The organism is Paraburkholderia sp. 35.1, from assembly GCF_050436525.1.
GTDB lineage: Bacteria > Pseudomonadota > Gammaproteobacteria > Burkholderiales > Burkholderiaceae > Paraburkholderia > Paraburkholderia tuberum.
Map to the genome: position 1 here is coordinate 1 of NZ_JBNDMJ010000002.1, position 22211 is coordinate 22211.

A 22211-nucleotide genomic window follows, 5' to 3' on the forward strand; every position below is an offset into this window, starting at 1 on the left:
TGTCAGCGGCGGCGTCAATTTCACGCGAATCGGGCGGTTTGAAACTCACGGTGGTGAACGGCGTCAAGCGGCGGGTTCGGGGTCGCTCTGGTCTTTCATGCGATAGCTCTTGCCTTCGATGACGACGGTCTCGGCATGATGCAAGACGCGATCGAGCAGCGCGGAGGTCAAGGTGCTGTCGTGGTTGAGGATGTCGGGCCAGTGCTTGAAGGCGCGATTGGAGGTGATGATGGTGGCGCCGTGTTCGTAGCGTTGACTGACGATCTGAAACAGGATGTCGGCGCCTTGCTGGTCGATGGGCAAATATCCGAGTTCGTCGATAATCAACAGGCGCGGCTTGGCGTAGCGGCGCAATTCACGCCTGAGCCCGCCATGGGCACAGGCGGCATTCACCGAATTGATGATGTCCACGGCCGTGGCAAATAGCACCGAGTAGCCGCGCAGGCAGGCGGTATGGCCCAGCGCAATGCTCAAGTGGCTTTTGCCCAGCCCGACGCCGCCGAGGAAGATCACGTTGGCGTGCTCCTCGATGAAGTTCAGGCGAAACAGATTCTGGACCTGCAGACGATTGATCTTGGTGGGCCAGTTCCACTCGAATTGGTCCAATGTCTTGAGTACCGGGAATCGCGCGAGCGCGACGCGTCGGGCGACGCTGCGATCTTCACGCCGATGCGCCTCGCCTTCGACCAGGCGGGCCAGATACCCGACATGCGACCAGTGCTGGGCGGCTGCCTCGCTGGCCAAAGCCTCGTAGTGTTGCAGCGTGTAGGCCAGATGCAGCTGCATAAGCTGCGTGCGCAGCGTCGCCGCAGAATCGGCGCCTGACTGTGGCGCGCTGGATTCAGCTTTTGTCTTTGTCGTCATCCTGGTCATCGTTGGCCTCCGGCACGCGGTAGCACGAGAGATCCGGCTGCGCGAGTTCGAACTCCAGCCAATCCTGATGGCGGATCAGATGCAGTGCTCCGGCCTCGGGCCGCTGCCGCGCTCTGGCCTCGAGCATGTTGGCGATGTACTCGCAACTGAAGGCCTGGAACGCGAGCCCGTCCTGCAGGGCGCGCGCAACGGCCTCGATGCCGTAGATTTCGCTCAACGCGACGATCTTGCGCACATGCTGGCGCGCATTGATGCGCCGTTGCTCGAGGCCTTCGCAATAGGCCTGGGCGTGCGGGCCCAGGCTCAGGAAGCGCAGCATCAGCCGCTGTTCGCGCGCATGGCGACGCTGCGCGAGCAGGGCCTTCGGATGCTCGGGATCCTCGATATCGAGGTGACGCTCGTAGCTGCGCACATGGCGGGCAATCAACTGGTTCTCGTAGTAGATGCAAATCCGATCGGGATAGGCCTTGAGCGTGACGCGCGTATTGGCGTAGCGCGCCGGCACCGAGTAGTGGTTGGTGTCCAGCGCTACGCGAAACTGGCTGCTCGTGCGCACCGTGAGGATGCGCGCGACGTCGTAGGGCGAAGCATTGAGCGGCTTCAGATGCGCGCGCTCGGTCTCGAACAGATCGACGGGGCGTTGGTGCGTCTCGCCGTGGATGCGCACGTTGCCAATGGTATCGAGCCAGAGTCGGGCCGCGGGGTTGATGGCGCTGAACTCGGCGAGCTCGAGCCCGTTCAAGAGATTCTTCTTGACGTAGCCCACGCCGTTCTCGACGCGGCCCTTCTCGTTGCCTTTGCCGACGTTGCAGGCGACGATCTCGAACCCCCAGTGGCGCGCTGCATCGAGGTAGCGCGGATTGAATACCGGCGCCTGGCCGATCAGCCGCTGCAGCACCGCGGACTTCAGATTGTCCACCATAATCTTGGCCGGACAACCCCCGAAGGCGGCAAAGGCATGTTCGTGGCAGGCGAGGAAGTGCTCCATCGTCTGTGAGACGGTGAACTCCAGATACATCAGCCGGCTGTAGCACAGCACCATGACGAAGAACGAGAGCCGCCGCCGCGTCGAGCCCACGGCGATCGAACCGTATTCGCCCCAGTCGACCTGGGCACACTCGCCCGGGGCGAACGCGAGCTTCAGGAATGCCTCGCGCCGCGGCGGGCGGATCTTGCTCACGTAGTCGCGCACGATCGTATAGCCGCCGTCGAAGCCCGCTTCACGCAAGCGCTGGAAGATCTGCTGCGCGCTGTACGGGTGCGCATCGAGCCAGCGCACCACCTGCGCCTTGAACGGATCGAGCCGGCTGGTGCGTGGCGGCTGCGCGCGATGTGCGTACCGCGCGGCCTTCAACCACTTGGACACCGTTTGCGGATGCAGGCCGAGCGCGCGCGCCGTCTGCGTGATCGTCAGGTGCTGCCGATCATGGCAGTCGCGAATCTTGCAGTACGTTTCATAATCAAGCACGACGCTTCCCCAGCGCCGCGTGCAACCGCTCAAGCTGCGTCGTCACGTCCGCGTGAGGCAGCGGCGGCGCCGGCACCGGCGCATCCAGCGCCAGCACCTGATAGATCGGCCCTTGCCAGGCGATCAGGCCGACGCGAATCAGGTCGCTGCGGGCCATCTCCAGACGCGCCGGCGCCATCGACAGGCGCCGTGCGAGCGTCGCGTCGGCGTAGTAGCTCAGGCCCTGCGCATCGGCGACGGTGACCAGAAACAGGTACAGCGCAGCCGCACAGGCGTCACAGCGCTCGATGTAGCGCTCGCGCACCAGCCGGTGATCGACCCAACTGAAGTGCGCCGGAATCTGCCGGATCCGCTCAGGGCAAATCACACGCTTGCTCGGCATGCTCCCCCCTCCCATGCAAGATGTCCTGCCCCAGTTGTAGCAACCGCCGGCTGCTGCGCACGATGTCTTCTTGTAACGGGCTGTCGGTCAAATGGGCGATCAGCCCAATCAGGACGGCCGGTTGCGCCGATAAGACTTCTTGTAACGCAGCGCCTCCCGAATCGGCCCCCGAGCCTTGTGGGGCAAGGGTTTGCGCGCGGCAGTTCTCTTGTAACGCATCCCCAGACTTCTCGGACTTCTGCTGCGTTCGGCGCCCGTAGCCCGGATGCTCGGCGCGCCAATGCCGCACCCGCGCGACGTGCTCCGCACCGTGGAAATAGTCCTGGTTCTCGGGTTTGGCCAGCCATTGCCGCTGGCTGACGGCTTTGCTCGCCCGGCGACACGCGGGTTCGCTGCAGTACCGTTGGTGCCGCGCATTGCGGGGATCGGGACGAAACCAGGCCCCGCAATGCCGGCACTTTCGCTGTCCGACGCGCTTCATGACCGACCCTCCTTGGGGGCAGATCATGCGCGCGCCTACGCCCGAGCCTCGCCGTCAGGTTCGGCACGAACAAAAAACAACAGCCGAAGAAGAAGCGAAAAGCGAAGAACAGCCAGGCCTTTATGAAACAAAAGCCGGAAGAAAACGCACCCGGAAGAAAAACCACCACGAAGAAGATGACGTTCGCACCGTCAGATCTCGACGACTTTCAAGTTGCCGATGACAAGCGTATCGCGCTTCGCAGCGTCAAGGGGGCCGCTGACGCCAGGCTTCGCCTGCCCTTGACGCTTGCTACGCGCTTTCCTGACAAGGGACCTCGTAAACTTGATGACGTCTCAGGAGGGATCTGTGCAAACCGGGCCTTGACAATTACTTACCCTTCATAGAAGAAGGCGGTGAGAATGCTGGTTCTTCTCACGAGCGCAAGGGCGGCTTCAGACCAAACACAGGTCAGACAGGTTATGGAAATTTCGGGAAAAGGGATCTTGACAGAAGTCTGCTCATAGAAGTGTGATCCACCGTCGACCTTACTGCTACGCCGCCCTCAGGGAATTCTCGCGCCTATGAAAAAGCGAAAAATCAACATCGCGATTGACACGGAAAGTCATATCAGTATCTCAACAATATCGTGGAACAAGACCATCGGGCGATCAAGCGCCGTACCCGACCCATGTTGGGATTCAAGAATTTTGTTGTGCCCGCATCTTGTTGAGCGGCATTGAACTCATGCATACGATCGCCAAGGGGCAGATGAAAGACGCAGGTAAACTCAAGCCATCGGCCGCCCGGCAATTCTACTCACTGGCGATGTAAGCAATCCTCATCATATCGCTATCGTTCGCCCAAATCGCCTTACCGCGACAGAACCGTTTGAAGACTATCACCCTGGGACCTGCGGATGGTTGGGACTAGCAACGTGTCTGTTCAGCATCGCGTACGCATCAGCCATTCCACCCACCGTTGGACGCACATGATGGCACGGCATTGTCAGCTTGCTGGATCGTGACGCAACGCCGGCCCCGCCGCGGCCCAGCAAGCGGCCGGGTCATACACGACGTCGCAGCCGTATCGATTTGCGCTCAGCGCGACAAAGGACGCGGCGAGTGCCCGCACGCATGCGCACCCGGCGCGGTGGCCGCTTCATCTTCCGGCTCCGCAGACAGATCCCGCTTGAAAGTCTCGGCCAGGAAATACGCGCACACCAGGCTCAGCAACCCCGTCGCCGCGATATAGATCGAAATGGGCAGCGTCTGGCCATATGTGGCGAACAGATAAGTGGCGATCAATGGCGTCGGCCCTGACGTGATGATGCCGGCGATCTGATACGGCAGCGACGCACCCGTATAGCGCACCCGCGTACCGAACAGCTCCGCAAACCACGTCGATTGCACGCCGTACACGGACGCCTGGCTTAACGCGATACCGCAGACGTACGCCACCAGAATCAAGGTCGGATTGCGTGTCTCGAGCAACGGAAAGAACGCGAATCCGTAGATCGCCACGAACACCGCCCCGAACATGAAGACGGTCCGGCGTCCGATCAGATCCGACAGTTTGCCGAACAATGGCAGCGTGATCAGCGCGAGGGCGCAGCCGAGAATGATGGCGTTCAGCAGGAGTCCGCGCGGCAGGCCGAGCCGCGTCGTGCCATAGACCAGCACGAACACATTGATCACGTTGAAGGTGATGTCGACCGCGAAGCGCGTGCCGATCGTCAGCACGAGGTCTTTCGGATGCCGGCGCAGCAATTCGATCAGCGGCGCCTTGACGACCCGCTTGCTCGCCTTGATCTGTTCGAATACCGGCGATTCCATGACGCGCAGCCGGATAAACAGGCCGATCGCGATCAGCGCGACGCTCAGCAGGAACGGCAGGCGCCATCCCCAGGAATAGAACGCGTCCGACGGCAGACTCGACACGGCTTTGAACACCGCGGTCGAGAGCATCAGCCCGAGCGGCACGCCCAATTGCGGGAACGCGCCGAAGAAGCCCCGCTTCCTGGCCGGCGCCGTTTCGACCACCATCAGCACGGCGCCACCCCATTCACCGCCGACGCCGAGCCCTTGCAGGAAGCGCATCGCCACCAGCAGGATCGGCGCCCAGACGCCGATCGAGGCGTAAGTCGGCAGCAAACCGATCACGAAGGTGCCGACGCCCATGATTGTCAGCGTCGCGACGAGTGTCGCCTTACGTCCGATGCGGTCGCCAAAGTGCCCGAAAAACACCGCGCCGAAAGGCCGTGCGAGATAGCCGACCGCAAAACTCCCGAACGCCGCGATGGTGCCGACCACCGGATCGAACGAGGGGAAGAACAGCCTGGCGAAGACCAGCGCCGAAGCGGTGGCATAGAGAAAAAAGTCGTACCACTCGATGGCGGTCCCGACCACCGAAGCGACCAGCACACGGTTGACGGCCGAGCGGCTGATAACCGGCGCGTTGCCGGCTGAAACGGGCGATGTATTCACGTCTCCTCCCTTCTCTGGGAATCCATGTTTTGAACTGCTGCGTGTCAGCGGCGCGGGTGCGCCGGCACGTTACGATAAATTCACTGTGCTCACCAGTGCAGTTCCATCGGGAACTGGTCGAGCGTTTCGACGCCGCCCGAGGTCAACCGCACGATACGTTCCGTGCGCAAGCCGCCGACGTTCGGTACCGTGATGGTCGCCTTCAGGGTAAAGACCATGTTTTCCTGCAGCACGGTCCTGTTGCCCGGCCCGATCCATGGCGCTTCTTCTTCCGGGTCCATGCCGGTGCCGTGACCGGTGCCATGGCCGCGCGCTTCGCTCGAGTATTGCTCGTAGTTCGATTTCACCAGCGCCTGCTGGATCACCGCGTTCAGTTCCATGGCGGCCATGCCGGGACGCGCGGCGGCAAGCCCCGCTTCGACCGCGCGCGCCGCCGCCGCGACGATCGCCATCTTCTCGGGATTCGCCGGACCGTAGGTAAAACCGCGTCCGCCATCGGCCACGTACCCACGATAACGCGCGCCGATGTCGGTCATGATCAGGTCGCCCGGTTGCAGGATGCGGTCGGTGGGGCGCGCCAGGTTATACGCCGAGCGCGGACCGGATTGCACCATCGAATCAAACGCGGTCCGGTCCGCTCCTCCTGCGAGCATCGCGCGGTCAGCGATTAGAGCGAGTTCACGCTCGGTGTAGGGACGGCGGTCGGCGAGCGCGTCGCGAATCGCGGCCATCGCCGAATCGGTCAAGGCGGCGGCTTTGCGCATCAGCGCCACTTCGGCGTCGCTCTTGATCGCCTTGATTTCGGCCAGCACCATCGTCGGTTCAAGTTTCAGTTCGCCGAGACCGGCGTTCAGGCGCTGCAACAGGTCCGCGGGGATATAGGCGGCGCCGGCGAGGCCGACCGTGCCGCTGCGATGCCGCGCCGAAAATGCCTGCACCTGCTGCGTGACTTCACGCAGGCTGCGCACTTCGAAGGCGGTCACGCTCGTCGCGTAGTCGAAGCATTGATCCGACACGAACAGCACGGGGTCGCCGTCCACGGGCAGCAGCAGGATCGCGTTGGCGATGTCCGATACGCCGTCGAGCGGACGGAATTCGGTAAAGTAGCCGATGTTCGCGCCACGCCAGCAATCGCCGAAGGCAAGCAGGCCGACCAGCCCCGCCTTGTCGAGTGCGCTGCGGACCTTGGCGACGCGGCCGAGGAACTCGTCGGTGGTGATGCCTTCCGGCGGGATGTCTGTGGTACGAGTGTTCATTACTTCTTCGTCTCCTGTGTGGCTGCAGGATGCAGCCCGCCTCAATGCCCATGAAGGGAATTCGCCCCGCCTTGGAATGCAGGCCGTCCTCTGCATAGTAGAATCGATCGATATGCTTTTATAATGAAAAATAACGCATAATCTATATCGATAAGGAATACGTGGAGCTAATATTGTGACCGCAGCCATTCATCCGGACACCGGCGCAGGGGCCATCGCGACGGGCCGCTTCGACCCCACGCGTCTGAAGACACGTCAATTGGCCCTGATCGTTCAGCTCGATACCCATCGCTCGGTATTGCGGGCGGCGAACGCCGCGCACATGACGCAGCCCGGGGCGACCAAGTTGCTGCGTGAACTGGAAGAGACGATGGGTGTGGAGCTGTTCGAACGGCATCCGCGCGGTGTCGAGCCCACCTGGTACGGCGAGGTGCTGATCCGCCATGCACGCAGCGTGCTGGCGGAGTTGCGGCACGCGTACGACGAAGTGTCAGCGCTCAAAGCCGGCCTGACCGGGCAGGCGATGATCGGCACCGAAGTCACGGCAGCCACCAACCTCGTGCCGCAAGCGGTGGCGCTGCTCAAGAAGCGCTTCCCGCAGATTCGCGTCAACATCGAGATGGAGTTCAGCGAGGTGCTGGTGCAGCGTCTGCAGGAAGGCAAGCTGGATATGATCGTCGCGCGAATCCGCAATCCGGACGACCTTGCGGAGCTGCACTATGCGCCGCTCGCAGAAGCACAGCACGCGCTGTTTGCACGCGTTGGCCATCCGCTCGTCAAGCGCAAGGCTCTGAGCTGGGACGAACTGGCGCCGCAAACGTGGATCTTGCCGCCAAAAGGCAACGTCATGCGCAATCAGTTCACGCAACTGTTTCTCGAACGGAAGCTCGCGTTGCCGACGGATGTGGTCGAGAGCTCGTCGCTGCCTGTCATCACGAGTCTGCTGCAAATGAGCGATATGATCGCGCCGCTTGCGCGCGAGCCGGTGCGGCCGTATTGCATTGCCGGTGCGCTCGAACCGCTACCGTTCGAACTCGATCTGAAGCTCGGACCGGCGGGCATCGTCACACGGCGCGGCGACAGGCTCTCGCCGGGCGCGCGGGCGATGCTGCAAGCGCTGCGCGAGGCCGCCGGATTCGACACCCAAGGCCCCGACGCCGACAGCGATTGACTTACCGCAACGGGACTCAGCGCGCGCCGTCCACCGCGCCCCTTGCGCCGGGTTGTACTAACCATTCATGAGCCGGCTCGTTATGTACGTGCCAGGCGCGGCGCGGACCGGCCATCACATTCAGGTAGTAGAGGTCGTAGCCGTGCGCGGCGGCAACCGGGTGATAGCCGCGCGGCACCAGCACGACATGCTTGTCGTACGCCGCGAGCGTTTCGTCGAGACTGCGGTCGTCGGTATAGACGCGCTGAATCGCGAAGCCCTGCGGCGGCGAGACGCGGTGGTAATAGGTTTCCTCGAGATAGGTCTGCTGCTCGCCATTGTCGGTATCGTGCCGATGCGGCGGGTAGCTCGACCAGTTGCCTGCGGGCGTCACCGATTCCACCACCAGCAAGCTTTCCGCCGGCTCGGTTTCCGGCAGGATGTGGCGCACGTGACGCAGATTGGCGCCAGCGCCACGGGTTTCCTGCCTGACCTCGTCAGGTGCAATGAAGCGCGGCGGCAGACCGCCCTTCGCGGGCGCGGAGCAGACGCCGAGTTCGACGTCGTCCGCGGCCACGATCGTGTAGCGCGTGTGCGGCGGCACGTACATGGACCACGGCGCGCCTTCGAACAGCGACATCCGTGCTCCGATCACGCGGCTCATGAGCCCCTCGCAACCGGCTGTTGCGTGCCCCTTGACAAGCACGACCACGGCTTCGCGATCGCCCGTCTCCCGCGTAAGCCTGGCGCCGGCGTTCAGGTCGAAAACATCGAAGCCGACGTATTTCCAGCCGGCGCTCGTCGGCGTGATATGGATGATCTGGCCGTCTTCGGCGTGCTTTGACGGTTTGACGAGCAGCTCGCTCATGTGTTCCTCCGGTTATTTAGGGCCGCTACTCGCCAGAACGCGGCGGTCGCTGCGGCTGCGTGCATGGCCGTGAAGCGGTACAGGCGTCCATGGCTTTGACGACGCCGTGTGCGCGAATCGCCGCCAGATGGCGTCCGACCTGCGCGACGAAGCGCGGCTGTGCGCGCAGATCACATCCGAAAATCGACTCGATTTCGAACAGTGTTTGTACCGCATCGATGGCATCCGCGTGCAAGGTCGAGCGGACCGCTTCGGCCAGTGTGTCCGCCAGCGGGTCCGCGATGGCGTAGGTGCGGCCTGTCTCGTCCTGACCGCTGAGGTACGCGATCCAGCCGGCCAACGCAAACGCGAGACGTTCGGTCGGCGCGCCGCTTTTCAGGTTGGCGCGCACGCTTTCCAGCCAGCGCTGCGGCAGTTTCTGCGAGCCGTCGATCGCGATCTGTTGCAAGCGGTGATCGAGCGCGGTGTTGCGAAAACGCGTGAACAGGTCAGCGCGATAGGTGGCCAAAGCAGGTCGCGACAGCGTCGGCTCCACCTCGTCGCGCAACATGTTTTCGACAAAGTTCAGCACGGCCGGCGCGCCGATCGCCTGATCAACGGTGTCATAGCCGATCAGCGACCCGAGGTACGCGAGCGCCGAATGCGCGCCGTTCAACATCCGCAATTTGGCCTGCTCATAGGGACGCGCGTCACCCACGAGCGTCGCGCCTGCGCGCTCCCACGCCGGCCGCGGTCCCGCGAAGCGGTCCTCGATCACCCATTGCGAAAACGGCTCGGTCATCACCGGCCACGTATCGTCGGCACCGAGTTGCTTCGCTACGCGCCTGCGATCGGCGTCGGTGGTGAGCGGCACGATCCGATCCACCATCGTGTTGGGAAACGCGCCCTCTCCCTCGATCCAGTCGGCCAGCGCAGGATCCGCTTCGCGCGCGAACGCCAACGTCAACTCGCGCATCGTGTCGCCGTTGGACGGCAGGTTGTCGCACGGCAGCACGGTAAACGGGCGAAAACCGCCCGCGCGACGCAGCGCCAGCGCGCGCACGACGAAGCCGATCGCGCTACGCGGCGCGGCAGCCTCGCGCAGATCATGAGCAATGTCGGGATGATCGAACTGCAACGCGCCGCTGGCCGGATTGCGGCAATAGCCTTTCTCGGTGATCGTCAGGCTGACGATATGGCAGCGCGGATCGGTCATCGCATCGAGCACGGCGGCGGGCGACTGCGGCGCGACCAGCGAAGCGATCAGTGCACCGACCACCTGGAACGAATCCGCGGTGCCGTCGCGCACATCCACGGCATACAGATGATCCTGCGCAGTGAGCGCCTCCGACGTGTCCGCACGCCGCAACGACACGCCGACGATGCCCCAGCGGTGATCGCCAGCGCGCAACCTATGCTCGGTGTACACGGCCTGGTGCGCGCGATGAAACGCCCCGAGGCCCAGATGAACGATGCCCGGTGCAAGGCTCGCGCGATCGTAGGTGGGAACGACGATTTCGCCAGCGGCGCGCGCCGCGAGCGAAGCCACGGCGGCATTACTCAGCCGCATGATAGGCCGGATGTTTGGCGAGGCCTTCCCAGATGCCGTTCAGGTAGACCGCACCCAGCGCGCGATCGAACAGCCCATAGCCGGCGCGGCCCGTTTCGCCCCAGATCATTCGCCCATGGTCCGGCCTTGCATAGCCTTCAAAGCCGGTTTCGAAATAGGCTTTGACGATTTCCGCCATGTCGAGCGAGCCGTCGGCCGAACGATGCGAGGTCTCATGAAAGTCGCCTGCGGCATTGGTTTGCACGTTACGCAGGTGCGCGAAATGAATCCGGCCACGCGCGCCGAACTCGCGCACCAGTGCCGGAATATCGTTCTGCAGGTCCGCGCCCAGCGACCCAGAACACAGCGTCAGGCCGTTGGCGGGATCGTCGACGATAGCCAGCACGCGCTGCAGGTCCGCGCGATTCTTTACGATGCGCGGCAGCCCAAAAATCGGCCGTGGTGGATCGTCGGGGTGGATCGCCATCTTGATGCCGGCTTCTTTGGCCACCGGAATGATCGCGCGCAAGAAGTAGTCGAGATTGGCCCAGAGACCGGCCTCGTCAAGCGCTTCGTAGTCGCGCAGCAGGGCTCTCAACTGCTCGGGCCGATAGCTCGCGTCCCAGCCGGGCAGCTGGATACCCTGGCTGACGTCGAGCTCGCGGATCGCTTGCGTGTCGAACGCGAGCGTCGTCGATCCATCGGGCAGGGGCATTTCCAGCGAGGTGCGGGTCCAGTCGAAAACCGGCATGAAGTTGTAGCAGACCACCTTTACGCCGCAGGCGCTGAGGTTACGCAGCGTCAGGCCGTAGTTGGCGATGAGCGTGTCGCGCGTCGGTTTGCCGAGCTTGATGTCCTCGTGCACCGGCACGCTTTCGATCACTTCCAGCGTCAGGCCGTGAGCCTCTATCTTCTCCTTCAGCGACAGGATCCTGTCGATCGGCCACACCTCGCCCACAGGCACGTCATAGATCGCCGAGACGATCCCGACCATGCCGGGGATCTGGCGGATATAAGCGAGCGGCACGGGGTCCGTGTCGCCATACCAGCGAAAGGTCATTTTCACGATCGAGTCTCCTCCTCACACGCTCGCCTCGCCGTCGACGACGCTGCGCATCAGTGAATGGTTGGTTCGGCCCTTCCGCATCGGCCCAGCGCGGCGAGACGGCGAATGGACGCCGTGCGCCTGTCGGGTTCACGCGGGGGCGCAGCCAGGACTCTGCATACTAGCGGCGATTGACATGCCTTTATAATGAAGAATAATGCTTTATCTATACGATTATGGAATACATGCCGTTGCAACGTCACCGCCCGTCCGTTGTCAACTACCCTGGGCCCAGCTGGCCGCATGGCTGAACGCCCCGGATCTCCCCGCCGGGGCACGCGAAGTGCTGGGGACCGACTTACGTTTCGCTGGGATCGCAGGCTTGATTCGCTCCCTCACCTTTCCACTGCCGCCTGCGCCTGCTTCGCGCCGCGCCCTCCATATCGTGGATATCTCCGGCTTCTGAGTTAGCCAACGGCTGAGCGCTCTCTACATCCGTTGACGCACTCAACGCACCAATGAAGAGATTTGTGCACCTAAAATCAGCAACTTAGCTACTATCCATACACCAAATCTGCGCCGGATTCCTGATTCCGGCGAAGCAAAAGCCAGAGGTATCGGGGTTTGTACTCTTGTCCACATTGCGGAATCGTTTGTTTTCGGCGCTGTTGCAAACAACTGTGACGCCTCTATAGTTGACCTCATGTAAGACGACGGCCGACCAAGACTGCGCCAACGCAGCGATCCCGCCCAAGATGTACACGCAGCGGCCACTAAATTGCCCGATTGAAAACACACAATAATTAGGACTCCACAATGAGTAACAGTAGCAACGAGGACGAGAAAGTCGTTTTGATCACAGGCGCCGGGATCGGGATCGGTCGCGCCGCGGCGAAAGCATTTGGCGTTCTCGATTACAGGGTCATACTTGCCGACGTTCTTCAGGCTGAGGGACAGGCAGTCGCGGCAGAGATTCGTGAAGCCGGAGGCAAAGCCGACTTCTACCCGCTGAACGTTCGAGATACCGCGGCATGCAATGAAATCGTCGCGACCGTCGAAGAGCAGTATGGTGCGCTCGACTCCGTCATCGCGAACGCGGGCATCGCGCATAAGGTCCCGCTGGATGAATTGACCGACGAAAAGTGGGACCACACGATGGACATTGATCTGAAGGGTGTGTTCCGCATCATCCGGGCTGCTCTGCCGGGCATGAAAAACAAGGGAGCCGGCAATATCGTGGCCGTTTCGTCGATTATGGGCGTCGCCTACGGTTGGGATGAGCATGCCCACTACTCAGCTGCCAAGTCGGGCGTAGTTGGGCTTGTGCGCGGTCTTGCAGTCGAGCTCGGCCGTCACGGAATCCGAGTCAACGGGCTGGCGCCCGGCTTCATCCGTACCGCCCAAGCGCTCTCCGAACAGCACTCGCTCGGCGCTGCAGGCCTCGACCAGGTTTCGGGTTCTATCCCGCTTGGTCGCGTAGGCGAACCGGAAGACATGGCCGACGTCATCACGTTCATGGTCTCGGACAAGGCTCGATACCTTACGGGGCAGACGATCACGGTCGATGGCGGACTTGTCATCCAAAGTCACTAAGTCGCAGCTCGCAACTCATCCTATTCATATTGGAGGCCAAGCATGAGCAGCCTAATTGGAAAGACAGCGCTAGTCACAGGGGGCGCGCGCGGCATCGGTCAAGCTATCGCCATGGCGTTCGCGAAAGAAGGTGCCGAGGTAGCGGTACTCGACCGACGGAAAGAAGACGCGGAGCAGACCGCAGCGCGAATCAGGGACCTCGGCGTGAAAGGCGTGGCCATTTCTGCGGATGTCGGTGACGAATCGCAAATCAACGCAGCAGTAGAGACCGCCATCTTCGGACTTGGGCGCATCGATATCCTTGTGAACAATGCGGGAATCGAATCAGCGTCCTATGTCGTAGACATGCCGACGGACATGTGGGACCGCATGATGTTGATTAACCTGCGCAGTGTCTTTCTGTGCACTCGCGCCGTCCTTCCCGGAATGCGCGAACGGAAGCACGGGCGGATCATCAACATCAGCTCTCAACTCGCCCATAAAGGGGCGAAAGAGCTCTCCCACTACGCTGCAGCCAAGGCAGGCGTGATTGGATTCACGCGTTCGCTCGCGTACGAGGTGGCTGACCAAGGGATTACTGCAAATGCCATCTGCCCAGGACCTGTGGACACGGAGCTGTTCCGCAGCCTCCCGGAAACGTTCCGGCGCGCAAAACTTGCGGAACTCCCGATCGGCCGAGCAGCCTCCGTCGACGAAATCGCACCTGCGGCTGTGCTACTTGCATCCGACGCCGGCTCCTACTTTTTGGGGGCAACCATTAACCCGAATGGCGGCGACTACATGATTTAACCGCTGGCCGTAACCAAAGCGTTCAACCGCTCGAGTTGCGGCTCGCTGACCCTCTCCGTACCAACCACCGGTCTTCAATATCAGTAGTACTTTTGAAAACCTGAAGAACGTGCTTACTTTTTCCGCGAGGCGAAGGAGTTAGTCCAAAATGGCTAAGTTCAAAAATCCCCAATCGAACGACTTTCGGGTCGATCCGATACTGCCCAGTGATGTAAAGCGAGCGACCATTGTTGCTTTCTTCGCTTGGGTGTTTGCGGTCTATGACTTTATTCTGTTCGGCACCCTTCTTCCAGAAATCGGTTCCCACTACAAGTGGGATGCCGCCGAGCAGGCAGAAATCGCAACCCTGGTTGCGGCGGGAACCGCTTTGATTGCTTTCGTAATCGGGCCAATTCTCGATAAAGCGGGACGAAAAAATAGCTTGCTGTTCACCGTCGCAGGCGCTGCGGTCTGCTCCGGGTTGACCGTGGTCGGCGGATCGCTCGGGCGCTGGCCTCTGATTTTGATTCGGTCGCTCTCTGGTCTCGGATACGCCGAGGAGACGGTCAACGCAACCTATCTCAATGAACTCTACACCGCTGCTAACGATGCTCGCCTCAACAAGCGGAAGGGCTTCATCTATAGCTTGGTTCAGGGTGGCTGGCCGATTGGTGCGCTGGTCGCAGCCGGTCTCACGGCATTGCTGCTGCCCCGCATAGGTTGGCAAGGCTGCTTTGTCTTTGCCACTTTTCCGGCCATCGTCATCTTCTTCATGACCCGTCGCCTGAAGGAAAGCCCACAGTTTCTTCTGCACAAACATGTGAAGGAGCTTCGGGACCGCGGTGAAGAGGCTGCTGCACGCAAGATCGCGGAGCGCCACGGGATCGACTACGAGCAGCATTCGTCGGCGGGCGTCTGGGCGGCCTTCCGCGGGGAGTCTCTGCGTCCGACGCTCGTTCTCGGTGGTGGTTTGCTCCTCAACTGGTCCGCGATTCAAGTTTTTGGCGTGCTCGGTACAACTGTCCTGACTCAAGTCCACCACGTTTCCTTTGAGAACTCTCTCCTGATTCTCGTCCTGTCCAACGTCGTCGGCTACGTCGGTTACCTTTCGCACGGCTTCATCGGCGACAAGATCGGCCGTCGAAACACGCTGGCTCTTGGCTGGATGCTCGGGGGCTTCGCTTTTGCAGGGATGCTCTACGGCCCACACGACCTCTACGTGGTCGTCGGACTCTACAGTCTCGGCCTGTTCTTTCTGAACGGCCCGTACGCAGCTGCGCTCTTTTTCATCGGTGAGAGCTATCCGACGGCTATCCGAGGCACCGGCAGCGCCATTGTCCATGCAATGGGCCCGATTGGAGCGATCTTGGCGGGTCTCGGCATCACCGCCGCGCTTAGCTCCGGAAGTGATTGGCTTCACGCCGGCCTGTTCTTCGGTGCAGTTCCCTGTTTTCTCTCCGGCTTGCTGATCTTCGCCACGCGTCACGTTGATCCGGAAGAGCATACTTGGAGCGAACCGGTGCACGAGCCGAGCTTGGTCGCAGCACAGGAGCTCGGCCGCTACAGCGCAGCAATCGAATAACATCTTAGTGTGAAAGCAGGCGCGGGAGCAACGACCAGCAGTGCGCCGCGCCTGCGCTTTGACACCTCATCGGTGTTAGGGGCTCACCAGCAGACTCGTCTCCTTCGAGATTGAGCAATAGCCCAGTTGCTCTCCCCGACCCGATTCCTGCCCGCCTCCCCCAGTTCAGAAAGTCGACAATGCCCTTTCCTCTCTAGTTGGACTTCTTTTCCTGTGCCCGAAGCGGAAGACCGCCTCGACCTCCATCAACTCCTTCAGACACGACCGCGCAAGTCAGAGATGTCGAGGTTAGCCTGATGCACGAGGTTCTGGATAATGCGAGACTCCGTTCGCAGCAATGAAATGAGCTCTTGCTGCCGAGCGGCCGGCAAGCTTTCGGCCAACACAGTCACGCTCAGCGCGGCAAGCGGCGCACCCCCGCTGTCACGAATCACTGTCCCCACTCCGCTGAGCCCCGGGATGAGACTGCTGTCATGCGTGGCATAGCCCATGTCTTGAGAGTGCTTCACGATCTTGAGTAACGAGGGTACTGACAATCGACCATAGGTGAAGAGCCGCTTTGCGTTGGCGTGGCAAATTCGAGAGATTTCGTCGTCGGGAAGGAGCATCAACAGCGCTAGACTGCCGGCGCCCACTCCCAGCGGTCGATGCACGCCAATCTGTATAGCGGGCACCGTCACGGGTTGGCCGCCCTCAACTCTTGCTATCGAGATTGCATCAGAGTCGCTACGAATCGTCAAAAACGCAATATCCCCCGTTGATTCGGCAATCCGTTTCATCGAAGGCTCGCAGATTGCCTGCAATTTGAATTGTGTTGCCGCTGTCAAGCCGAGCTCGTACAAGTTATGGCCGAGGAGATACCGACGCGATTGTGGGTGCTGCATCACCAGCCCTTCCCGCACCAAACAACTTAGGATTCGATGGATTGTTGGCCTTTCCAGCTTCAATTGAGTGGCCAAGTCTGATAGGCGCAACCCATGCACGCTGAATGAAGCGATTTCTCGCAAGATTCGAGCAGCGCGTTCGATGCTCTGCGTTCCCGATCCTTTGCTCATCGCTGACGCTTGGCTCTCAGTGTTCATGGCGTGGTGCGTCCATCAAAGCAATCATGCTACACCCAAATAGTCCACAAAGCGGACTCATTTTTGAGGCTGCGCTGTTGTTGTTTGAAATTTGCGAGGTTATGGTTGTATCGAAGGGACAACATCGATTTATCAGCGGCTTAAGCAGTCTCGCTGAGCACTATCCTGGGGTAATCGAGCACCGCTCGAATCCAAAATTTGCTCTGGAAGTCCGTATTGCGGATTGGGCCTGAGCAGCTGTTCAAGACGTTGAAAATCATTTGCCGTCCTCATCAGCCTCAGGACGCAGACATATCTAAAGGGAGACTTACCATGGCGCAGCGAATCGTAGATTTGACATTGACTCTTTCCGACAACATGCCGGCGCACAAGTTGTTTCAACGCCCCATCATTGCGCCTCACCTCACCCACGAGAAGTCGCTCTCGATGGGTATGGGCGTGCCTGAGGACCCGATGACTTTTGCGACCACCTTCATCAGCACGCTGGACCACATCGCTACGCACGTTGATGCCTTCTACCACACCAACCCCAATGGTGCGCCGGTCGACGAGATGCCATTGTCGATGTTCATGGGGAAAGCGGTGTGCCTCGACATGACGCACATCCCCGATTTGGGCGACATTGACGTCCGAGACCTCGAAGAAGCGGAAGAAAAGGCGGGGGTGAAGATCGACGAACACATCGTGCTCATGAACACGGGTCTGCACAAACGCCACTACCCGGACTTGAAAGTCGTATGGAGTAATCCAGGACTTACCGCGGAAGCCACGCATTGGCTTGCGGATCGCGGCTCGAAACTCCACGGCGTGGAGGGACCTTCCACTGACAAACCGTCGCATAACCTGTTTCCGAGCCACCGCGTGTGCCGCGACCGTGGCATCACCCACTACGAATGGCTCGTGAATCTCGAAGAGCTGGTCGGCAAGGGTGAATTCATGTTCTACGGGCCGCCGCTGAAGATCCAAAATGGAAGCGGATCGCCAGTGCGGGCCTGGGCCGTGCTGAACGATTGATTCGTCTTGGACTGATGTTTTGAGCACTTCTCACGGGGACTTGCTAGGGGTCCCGCCCGCAAACCAAGCAACTGACCAGGCCTGAAGATGAACACCGACGCTGACAACGATCAACGAATCCCTATAACGCTCCTGACAGGTTTCCTTGGCGCGGGCAAAACGACGCTGGTCAACCGCATCCTTTCAAGCCGCGACTCCGGGAAGGTCGCGGTCATTGTGAATGAGTTCGGCGAAATCGGCATCGACGGGGATCTCATCACCCGTGCGTCCGAGGACATGTTGGAGCTGAGTAACGGCTGCATCTGTTGCTCGAGCAAAGACGACCTGATGGAAGCGTTATACAAGCTGTATATGCGGAAGGCGGCCCTGGCCGAACCCAAGGTTGACTTTGATCGCGTCCTTATTGAGACGACCGGAATTGCGAATCCTCTCCCGCTCGCACAGGCGTTCTACACGGATATGTCGCTGAATCTCACATACCGTCTCGATGCAATCGTAACGCTGGTTGACCTGAGACATGTGGAAGACCAGTTGCAGAACTCGCCAGAAGCGGAGCGCCAGATTGCGCTGGCTGACAAGATCATCTTCAACAAGCGCGATCTGGTAGATGTCGAACAGTACCGCTCGGCCGTCTCACTGGTCGAGGCGCTGAACCCCATCGCTGCAAAGAAGACAGTTAGCTTCGGCGACGTGGCCCCGGTCGAGCTGCTCGACCTTGGCTTATTCGATCCAAGCACTCGGGAAACGTCGGTCACCAACTGGATTGGCGTAGACAGTGATTCGTACCACGCGTCGGAGGAGGACCACCGCGCTTTATGCGGCTCTGGTGCGCACCACCATCATGATCCGCACCACCATGTTGACGTCTCCTCGGTGAGTTTCCGGGAGTCTGAGGCGGTTGACTATGAAAGGTTCCTCGCCTTCCTGACCCAACTCACCCAGGACTACGGGGGCAATCTCTATCGAGTCAAGGGGCTAATCAAGTTCCCGGGCGCTGACCGTCCGATCATCCTGCAGGGTGTGCAGAACATTTTCAGCCCGCTCACCTATGCAGACGCGTGGCCTCGCGGGGTTCATGAGACGCGTCTCGTCATCATCGGAAAAAATCTTGCACGGGAAAGCATCACTACAGCTTTTAGCGCATGCATCACAAGTAGCGCCGACGCGGTAAGGCACGGCATCGTCATGGTTTAAGCAAGAAGGTGCTACGAAGTGTATTCCTCTCATTTCACTACCGCGCTCGAAATGCGAGACGCGATTGCGAAAAAGCAAGTCTCTCCGGTCGAACTTTTGAAACAGGTCTACGAGCGCGTCGACGCGCTCGAGCCTGAACTGAACTGCTTCGCAACTTTGACGCCGGAACTCGCCTTTGACAGCGCCCGCCGTGCGGAACAAGCGGTCATGAGAGGCGAAACGCTTGGCGTGTTGCATGGCCTCCCGATTTCGGTCAAGGACCTCATTGCAGTAGACGGTGTTCGTCAGACCTTCGGCTCTCTAGCAATGGAGGCGAACATTGCCGCCTATGACGCACCTTCGGTTGAACGCGTGAAGGCAGCGGGCGCATGCATCGTCGGTAAGACCACTACTAGCGAGTTCGGTTGCAAAGCCGTCGGAGACTCCCCTCTTACCGGCATTACGCGAAACCCATGGAACCTCTCCAAGACGCCAGGCGGCTCGAGCTGCGGCGCAGCAGCCAGCGTTGCTGCAGGCATTACGCCGTTCGCCCTGGGTACGGATGGCGGCGGATCAATCCGTGCCCCCGCCTCCTTCTGCGGACTCTTCGGGATCAAGCCTCAGTTCGCACGCGTGCCGGTTTTCCCTGCATCCGCAACGCCCACTTTGGGACATGTCGGCCCGCTCGCTCGCACGGTACGCGACGCAGCGTTGCTCCTCACCGCGATTTCTGGCGGTGACCGTCGCGATCCATTTTCGCAGCTTGGCACGGTGCCGGATTTCCTTGGAGCGTGCGAACAACCTGTTGAACGGATGCGCATCGCGTGGAGTCCGACCCTTGGATACGCAAAGGCAGATTCTGACGTCGTAAGCATCGCCGAGTCGGCGTTGAGGTTGTTTGAAGACATGGGCTGTGAAGTGGTAATTCTGGAGGAAGGAATCGGGAGTGATCCCGCCGACCTCTGGACGGCTGAGTTTTATGCCGGCGTGGGAACGCGCTTGAGAAAAACCTTGCTGGAATCGCGCGAACTACTCGACAAATCAGTAGCCAGGGTCCTGGACAATGCATTGGACCAAAGCCTGCTGCAATATTACGAAAAAGTGTTCGAACGGTATGAGTTCCGCGAGAAGGTCCGGTCCTTCTTCGAGCCATTCGATCTGCTCTTGTCGCCGACCATGCCAATTCCGGCGTGCGACATCAACGTTGACGTACCAGGGCAGCCAGAAGGACGCAACCTTTGCACTTGGCAGTATTACACCTATCCATTCAACCTCACGGGCCAACCTGCCGCGTCGATTCCAGTTGGATTCACCTCCGGAGGCTTGCCCGTAGGCCTGCAAATGGTAGCGAAGATCAATTGTGAAACAGACATCTTCCGTGCTGCGGCTGCGTTCGAAAGCGCCAAGCCGTGGGCCCACGAGAGGCCGGCGGTGACTAGGAGCCGAATGGATGCGGTTCGATTTGAGCGACCTGCAACTGCTAATCTGCATTACTGATTCGGGCAGCATAACCGGGGGTGCCCAACTGGCAGGCTTGTCTCTGGCGGCGGCAGGCGCAAGAGTCCAAGCTATGGAACTCGAGCTTGGGGTGCCGCTGTTCGAGCGCGGACGCCGAGGTGTTCAGCCCAGCGCAGTCGGCTTAACGGCGCTGGACCACGCTATGCAGGTGTTGCAACAAGTCGAGCGGATACGGGGGAGCTTCTTGAGCACGGACGTGAGGACCTCCCCTGGGACCGCCACGTTCGTGAACGTCACCGCGCGTAGCTCCTGCATCGACGCCTTTGACACCACGACCGGGCGACATCCCCGGACACCCGATTACCACTGCCGCGACAGGGCACGGCAGCGCAGCGACATCCAGAAGCCGATTACGCCGCATGTGCTGAGGCACGCGTTCCCCACTCATCTGCTCGAAGCCGGTACTGATGTGCTGCTCACGCGGTAGAGGAAGCGCAGTGCACCGATCGTTGGGTGGAGACTGGCGGGCGCTAGCTTGCGCTCTTCCCGAAGATAGATGAGCCAGGCCCGTATCTCCTCGGGACCCAGTAACTCGGGCGAACGGCGGAAGTGCCGGGCGAAGCTTGAAACCTGAAGAAGATAGGATCGCTGAGTATTCTCGGCGAGATTACGGATCTGCATGTCGTGTAACATACGTTGACGCAGTGGCGTCATGGAGCACCTCCATGAAACAATGATGAAGCCCGGCTGGGCATTCATATATTGGAAGACTGCTCCTGGAAGCGTCCGCTTCTCCTCGCTGATGATCCAGCGCCTGATTACCACCTCTGAGGAAAGTCAGATATAGGCGCTCGCTCTTCACCCCTACCGCGTCAGCGGTTTAGTGCAAGAAAACTTTTCGCGATGAATGCTTAAGCTGCCCGCACCCATCAAACAAATCTTTTAAGCATCCAGCCTGCGACTGCAAGCGCGACTGCGGATCGACCTTCCGACGCTCGTTCAGCCATACCAATATATGCGCAAGTTTAAAGCTGGATGCTCGCCCTTTTTGCGACACGTTATCGACTGGCTAAGCTGGAAGTTATGGCCGGTAGAACTTCAAACAGATCGCCCACCAGACCGTAATCGGCGACGCTGAAGATCGGCGCTTCGGGGTCCTTGTTGATCGCGACGATCACTTTGCTGTCCTTCATCCCGGCCAGATGCTGGATCGCACCCGAGATGCCGACTGCCACGTACAATTGCGGCGCGACGATCTTGCCCGTCTGGCCGACCTGATAGTCGTTCGGCACGAACCCCGCGTCGACCGCCGCACGCGATGCGCCCAGTGCCGCGCCGAGTTTGTCGGCCAGCGGCTCGAGCACCTTCATGTAGTTCTCGCCATTGCCCAGACCCCGGCCACCCGACACGATGATCTTCGCGCTCGTCAGTTCCGGACGATCGAGCTTCGTCACTTCGCGGCTCACGAACTGCGAGAGGCCTGCGTCGGCTGCCGCTTCGATCTTCTCGACCGCTGCGCTGCCGCCTTCGGCTGCGACGGCATCAAAACCGGTCGAGCGCACGGTGATGACCTTGATCGGATCAGCCGATTGCACGATCGCGATTGCGTTGCCCGCGTAGATCGGACGCTCGAACGTGTCGGCGCTATCCACTGCCGTGATGTCGCTGATCTGGGCGACGTCGAGCTTCGCGGCGATACGCGGCGCGACATTCTTGCCGTAGGCGGTAGCCGGCGCGAGGATGTGCGTGTAATGCTTCGCCGCATCTTGCACAAGCGTCAGCACCGTCGCTTCGACGTTTTCCGCGAGGCCTTCGGCCAGTTGCGGCGCATCGGCGAGCAGCACCTTGCTGACACCCGCGATCTTCGCGGCCGCATCGGCCGCGCCCTGCGCGTTATGTCCCGCGACCAGCACGTGAATATCACCGCCGATCTTCTGTGCCGCTGCGATCGTGTTCAGCGTCGCGGCCTTGATCGACGCATTGTCGTGTTCTGCAATTACCAGGTTCGTCATTTCTCGGGTCTCC

21 protein-coding genes and 1 pseudogene are annotated in these 22211 nt (G+C 60.7%); 10 read left to right on the plus strand and 12 right to left on the minus strand.

Annotated elements, in window-relative coordinates:
• Window positions 1–63: 63 nt before the first annotated feature.
• The 4 genes from istB to OKW27_RS05870 are packed head-to-tail and all read right to left on the minus strand — an operon-like array spanning window position 64 to window position 3204.
• Window positions 64–864 carry an IS21-like element helper ATPase IstB gene (gene istB / locus OKW27_RS05855; protein ID WP_429332102.1) on the minus strand — a complete coding sequence of 267 codons (801 nt, stop codon included), beginning with the start codon at window positions 862–864 and terminating at the stop codon, window positions 64–66.
• Window positions 842–2341 carry an IS21 family transposase gene (istA, locus tag OKW27_RS05860; RefSeq protein WP_429332103.1) on the minus strand — a complete coding sequence of 500 codons (1500 nt, stop codon included), beginning with the start codon at window positions 2339–2341 and terminating at the stop codon, window positions 842–844. The genes istB and istA overlap by 23 nt, the downstream gene beginning before the upstream one ends.
• On the minus strand, window positions 2334–2723 hold the full coding sequence (locus OKW27_RS05865) for a hypothetical protein (RefSeq protein ID WP_429332104.1): 390 nt from the start codon (window positions 2721–2723) through the stop codon (window positions 2334–2336). The genes istA and OKW27_RS05865 overlap by 8 nt, the downstream gene beginning before the upstream one ends.
• Entirely contained in the window at window positions 2695–3204 is a 510-nt protein-coding gene (locus tag OKW27_RS05870; protein ID WP_429332867.1) for a hypothetical protein, read from the minus strand. The genes OKW27_RS05865 and OKW27_RS05870 overlap by 29 nt, the downstream gene beginning before the upstream one ends.
• Before the next feature lie 122 nt (window positions 3205–3326).
• Between OKW27_RS05870 and OKW27_RS05875 the strand changes: the two genes are divergently transcribed.
• On the plus strand, window positions 3327–3590 hold the full coding sequence (locus OKW27_RS05875) for a hypothetical protein (protein WP_429332868.1): 264 nt from the start codon (window positions 3327–3329) through the stop codon (window positions 3588–3590).
• Window positions 3591–3814: 224 nt separating this feature from the next.
• Window positions 3815–4017, plus strand: a pseudogene (locus tag OKW27_RS05880) (DDE-type integrase/transposase/recombinase); the annotation flags it as partial.
• Window positions 4018–4283: 266 nt separating this feature from the next.
• Here OKW27_RS05880 and OKW27_RS05885 read toward each other — a convergent pair.
• Together OKW27_RS05885 and OKW27_RS05890 are read right to left on the minus strand one after the other, a co-directional pair.
• Window positions 4284–5669: an MFS transporter gene (locus tag OKW27_RS05885; protein WP_429332869.1), complete on the minus strand. Its 1386-nt coding sequence runs from the start codon at window positions 5667–5669 to the stop codon at window positions 4284–4286.
• 89 nt (window positions 5670–5758) lie between these two features.
• Window positions 5759–6925, minus strand: coding sequence for a M24 family metallopeptidase (locus OKW27_RS05890; protein ID WP_429332870.1), 1167 nt, complete (start codon window positions 6923–6925; stop codon window positions 5759–5761).
• 175 nt (window positions 6926–7100) lie between these two features.
• Here OKW27_RS05890 and OKW27_RS05895 point away from each other — a divergent pair, with 175 nt between their 5' ends.
• Complete coding sequence (locus OKW27_RS05895) at window positions 7101–8096, plus strand: LysR substrate-binding domain-containing protein (protein ID WP_429332871.1); 996 nt, start codon at window positions 7101–7103, stop codon at window positions 8094–8096.
• A 16-nt stretch (window positions 8097–8112) separates the two neighbouring features.
• On the opposite strand, the gene iolB is transcribed toward OKW27_RS05895, so the two are convergent.
• From iolB to uxuA, 3 genes are read right to left on the minus strand one after another with little or no spacing between them, the layout of a single operon-like run.
• Window positions 8113–8943: a 5-deoxy-glucuronate isomerase gene (gene iolB / locus OKW27_RS05900; RefSeq protein WP_429332872.1), complete on the minus strand. Its 831-nt coding sequence runs from the start codon at window positions 8941–8943 to the stop codon at window positions 8113–8115.
• 25 nt (window positions 8944–8968) lie between these two features.
• A complete protein-coding gene (locus OKW27_RS05905) occupies window positions 8969–10492 on the minus strand; it encodes a mannitol dehydrogenase family protein (RefSeq protein ID WP_429332873.1) in 1524 nt (507 codons plus the stop codon).
• Window positions 10479–11537, minus strand: a complete 1059-nt coding sequence (gene uxuA, locus OKW27_RS05910) for a mannonate dehydratase (RefSeq protein ID WP_208524340.1) — start codon at window positions 11535–11537, stop codon at window positions 10479–10481. Before uxuA ends, OKW27_RS05905 begins: the two co-directional genes overlap by 14 nt.
• A 795-nt stretch (window positions 11538–12332) precedes the next feature.
• On the opposite strand from uxuA, the gene OKW27_RS05915 reads away from it, so the two are divergent.
• The 3 genes from OKW27_RS05915 (at window position 12333) to OKW27_RS05925 (ending at window position 15459) form a co-directional block, all read left to right on the plus strand.
• Window positions 12333–13109 (plus strand): SDR family NAD(P)-dependent oxidoreductase, encoded by a 777-nt coding sequence (locus OKW27_RS05915; RefSeq protein WP_429332874.1) that lies wholly within the window; start codon window positions 12333–12335, stop codon window positions 13107–13109.
• Between the two features lie 42 nt (window positions 13110–13151).
• Window positions 13152–13898, plus strand: coding sequence for an SDR family NAD(P)-dependent oxidoreductase (locus tag OKW27_RS05920; protein ID WP_429332875.1), 747 nt, complete (start codon window positions 13152–13154; stop codon window positions 13896–13898).
• A gap of 148 nt (window positions 13899–14046) precedes the next feature.
• Complete coding sequence (locus OKW27_RS05925; RefSeq protein WP_090812500.1) at window positions 14047–15459, plus strand: MFS transporter; 1413 nt, start codon at window positions 14047–14049, stop codon at window positions 15457–15459.
• Window positions 15460–15713: 254 nt separating this feature from the next.
• Here OKW27_RS05925 and OKW27_RS05930 read toward each other — a convergent pair whose 3' ends face one another.
• Window positions 15714–16541, minus strand: coding sequence for an IclR family transcriptional regulator (locus OKW27_RS05930; protein WP_090812501.1), 828 nt, complete (start codon window positions 16539–16541; stop codon window positions 15714–15716).
• 312 nt (window positions 16542–16853) lie between these two features.
• Between OKW27_RS05930 and OKW27_RS05935 the strand changes: the two genes are divergently transcribed.
• The 4 genes from OKW27_RS05935 (at window position 16854) to OKW27_RS05950 (ending at window position 20673) form a co-directional block, all read left to right on the plus strand.
• On the plus strand, window positions 16854–17555 hold the full coding sequence (locus OKW27_RS05935; protein ID WP_090812640.1) for a cyclase family protein: 702 nt from the start codon (window positions 16854–16856) through the stop codon (window positions 17553–17555).
• 87 nt (window positions 17556–17642) lie between these two features.
• Entirely contained in the window at window positions 17643–18749 is a 1107-nt protein-coding gene (locus OKW27_RS05940) for a CobW family GTP-binding protein (RefSeq protein WP_429332876.1), read from the plus strand.
• 18 nt (window positions 18750–18767) lie between these two features.
• The gene (locus OKW27_RS05945) at window positions 18768–20225 is read left to right on the plus strand and encodes an amidase (protein ID WP_244145082.1); all 1458 of its coding nucleotides are present in this window, start codon (window positions 18768–18770) and stop codon (window positions 20223–20225) included.
• Window positions 20179–20673 carry a LysR family transcriptional regulator gene (locus OKW27_RS05950; RefSeq protein WP_429332877.1) on the plus strand — a complete coding sequence of 165 codons (495 nt, stop codon included), beginning with the start codon at window positions 20179–20181 and terminating at the stop codon, window positions 20671–20673. Before OKW27_RS05945 ends, OKW27_RS05950 begins: the two co-directional genes overlap by 47 nt.
• On the opposite strand, the gene OKW27_RS05955 is transcribed toward OKW27_RS05950, so the two are convergent.
• Together OKW27_RS05955 and OKW27_RS05960 are read right to left on the minus strand one after the other, a co-directional pair.
• Window positions 20631–20945 carry a site-specific integrase gene (locus OKW27_RS05955; RefSeq protein ID WP_341865057.1) on the minus strand — a complete coding sequence of 105 codons (315 nt, stop codon included), beginning with the start codon at window positions 20943–20945 and terminating at the stop codon, window positions 20631–20633. The two genes, OKW27_RS05950 and OKW27_RS05955, sit on opposite strands and share 43 nt — an antisense overlap.
• A 299-nt stretch (window positions 20946–21244) precedes the next feature.
• Entirely contained in the window at window positions 21245–22198 is a 954-nt protein-coding gene (locus OKW27_RS05960) for an electron transfer flavoprotein subunit alpha/FixB family protein (protein ID WP_429332878.1), read from the minus strand.
• Window positions 22199–22211 lie beyond the last annotated feature (13 nt).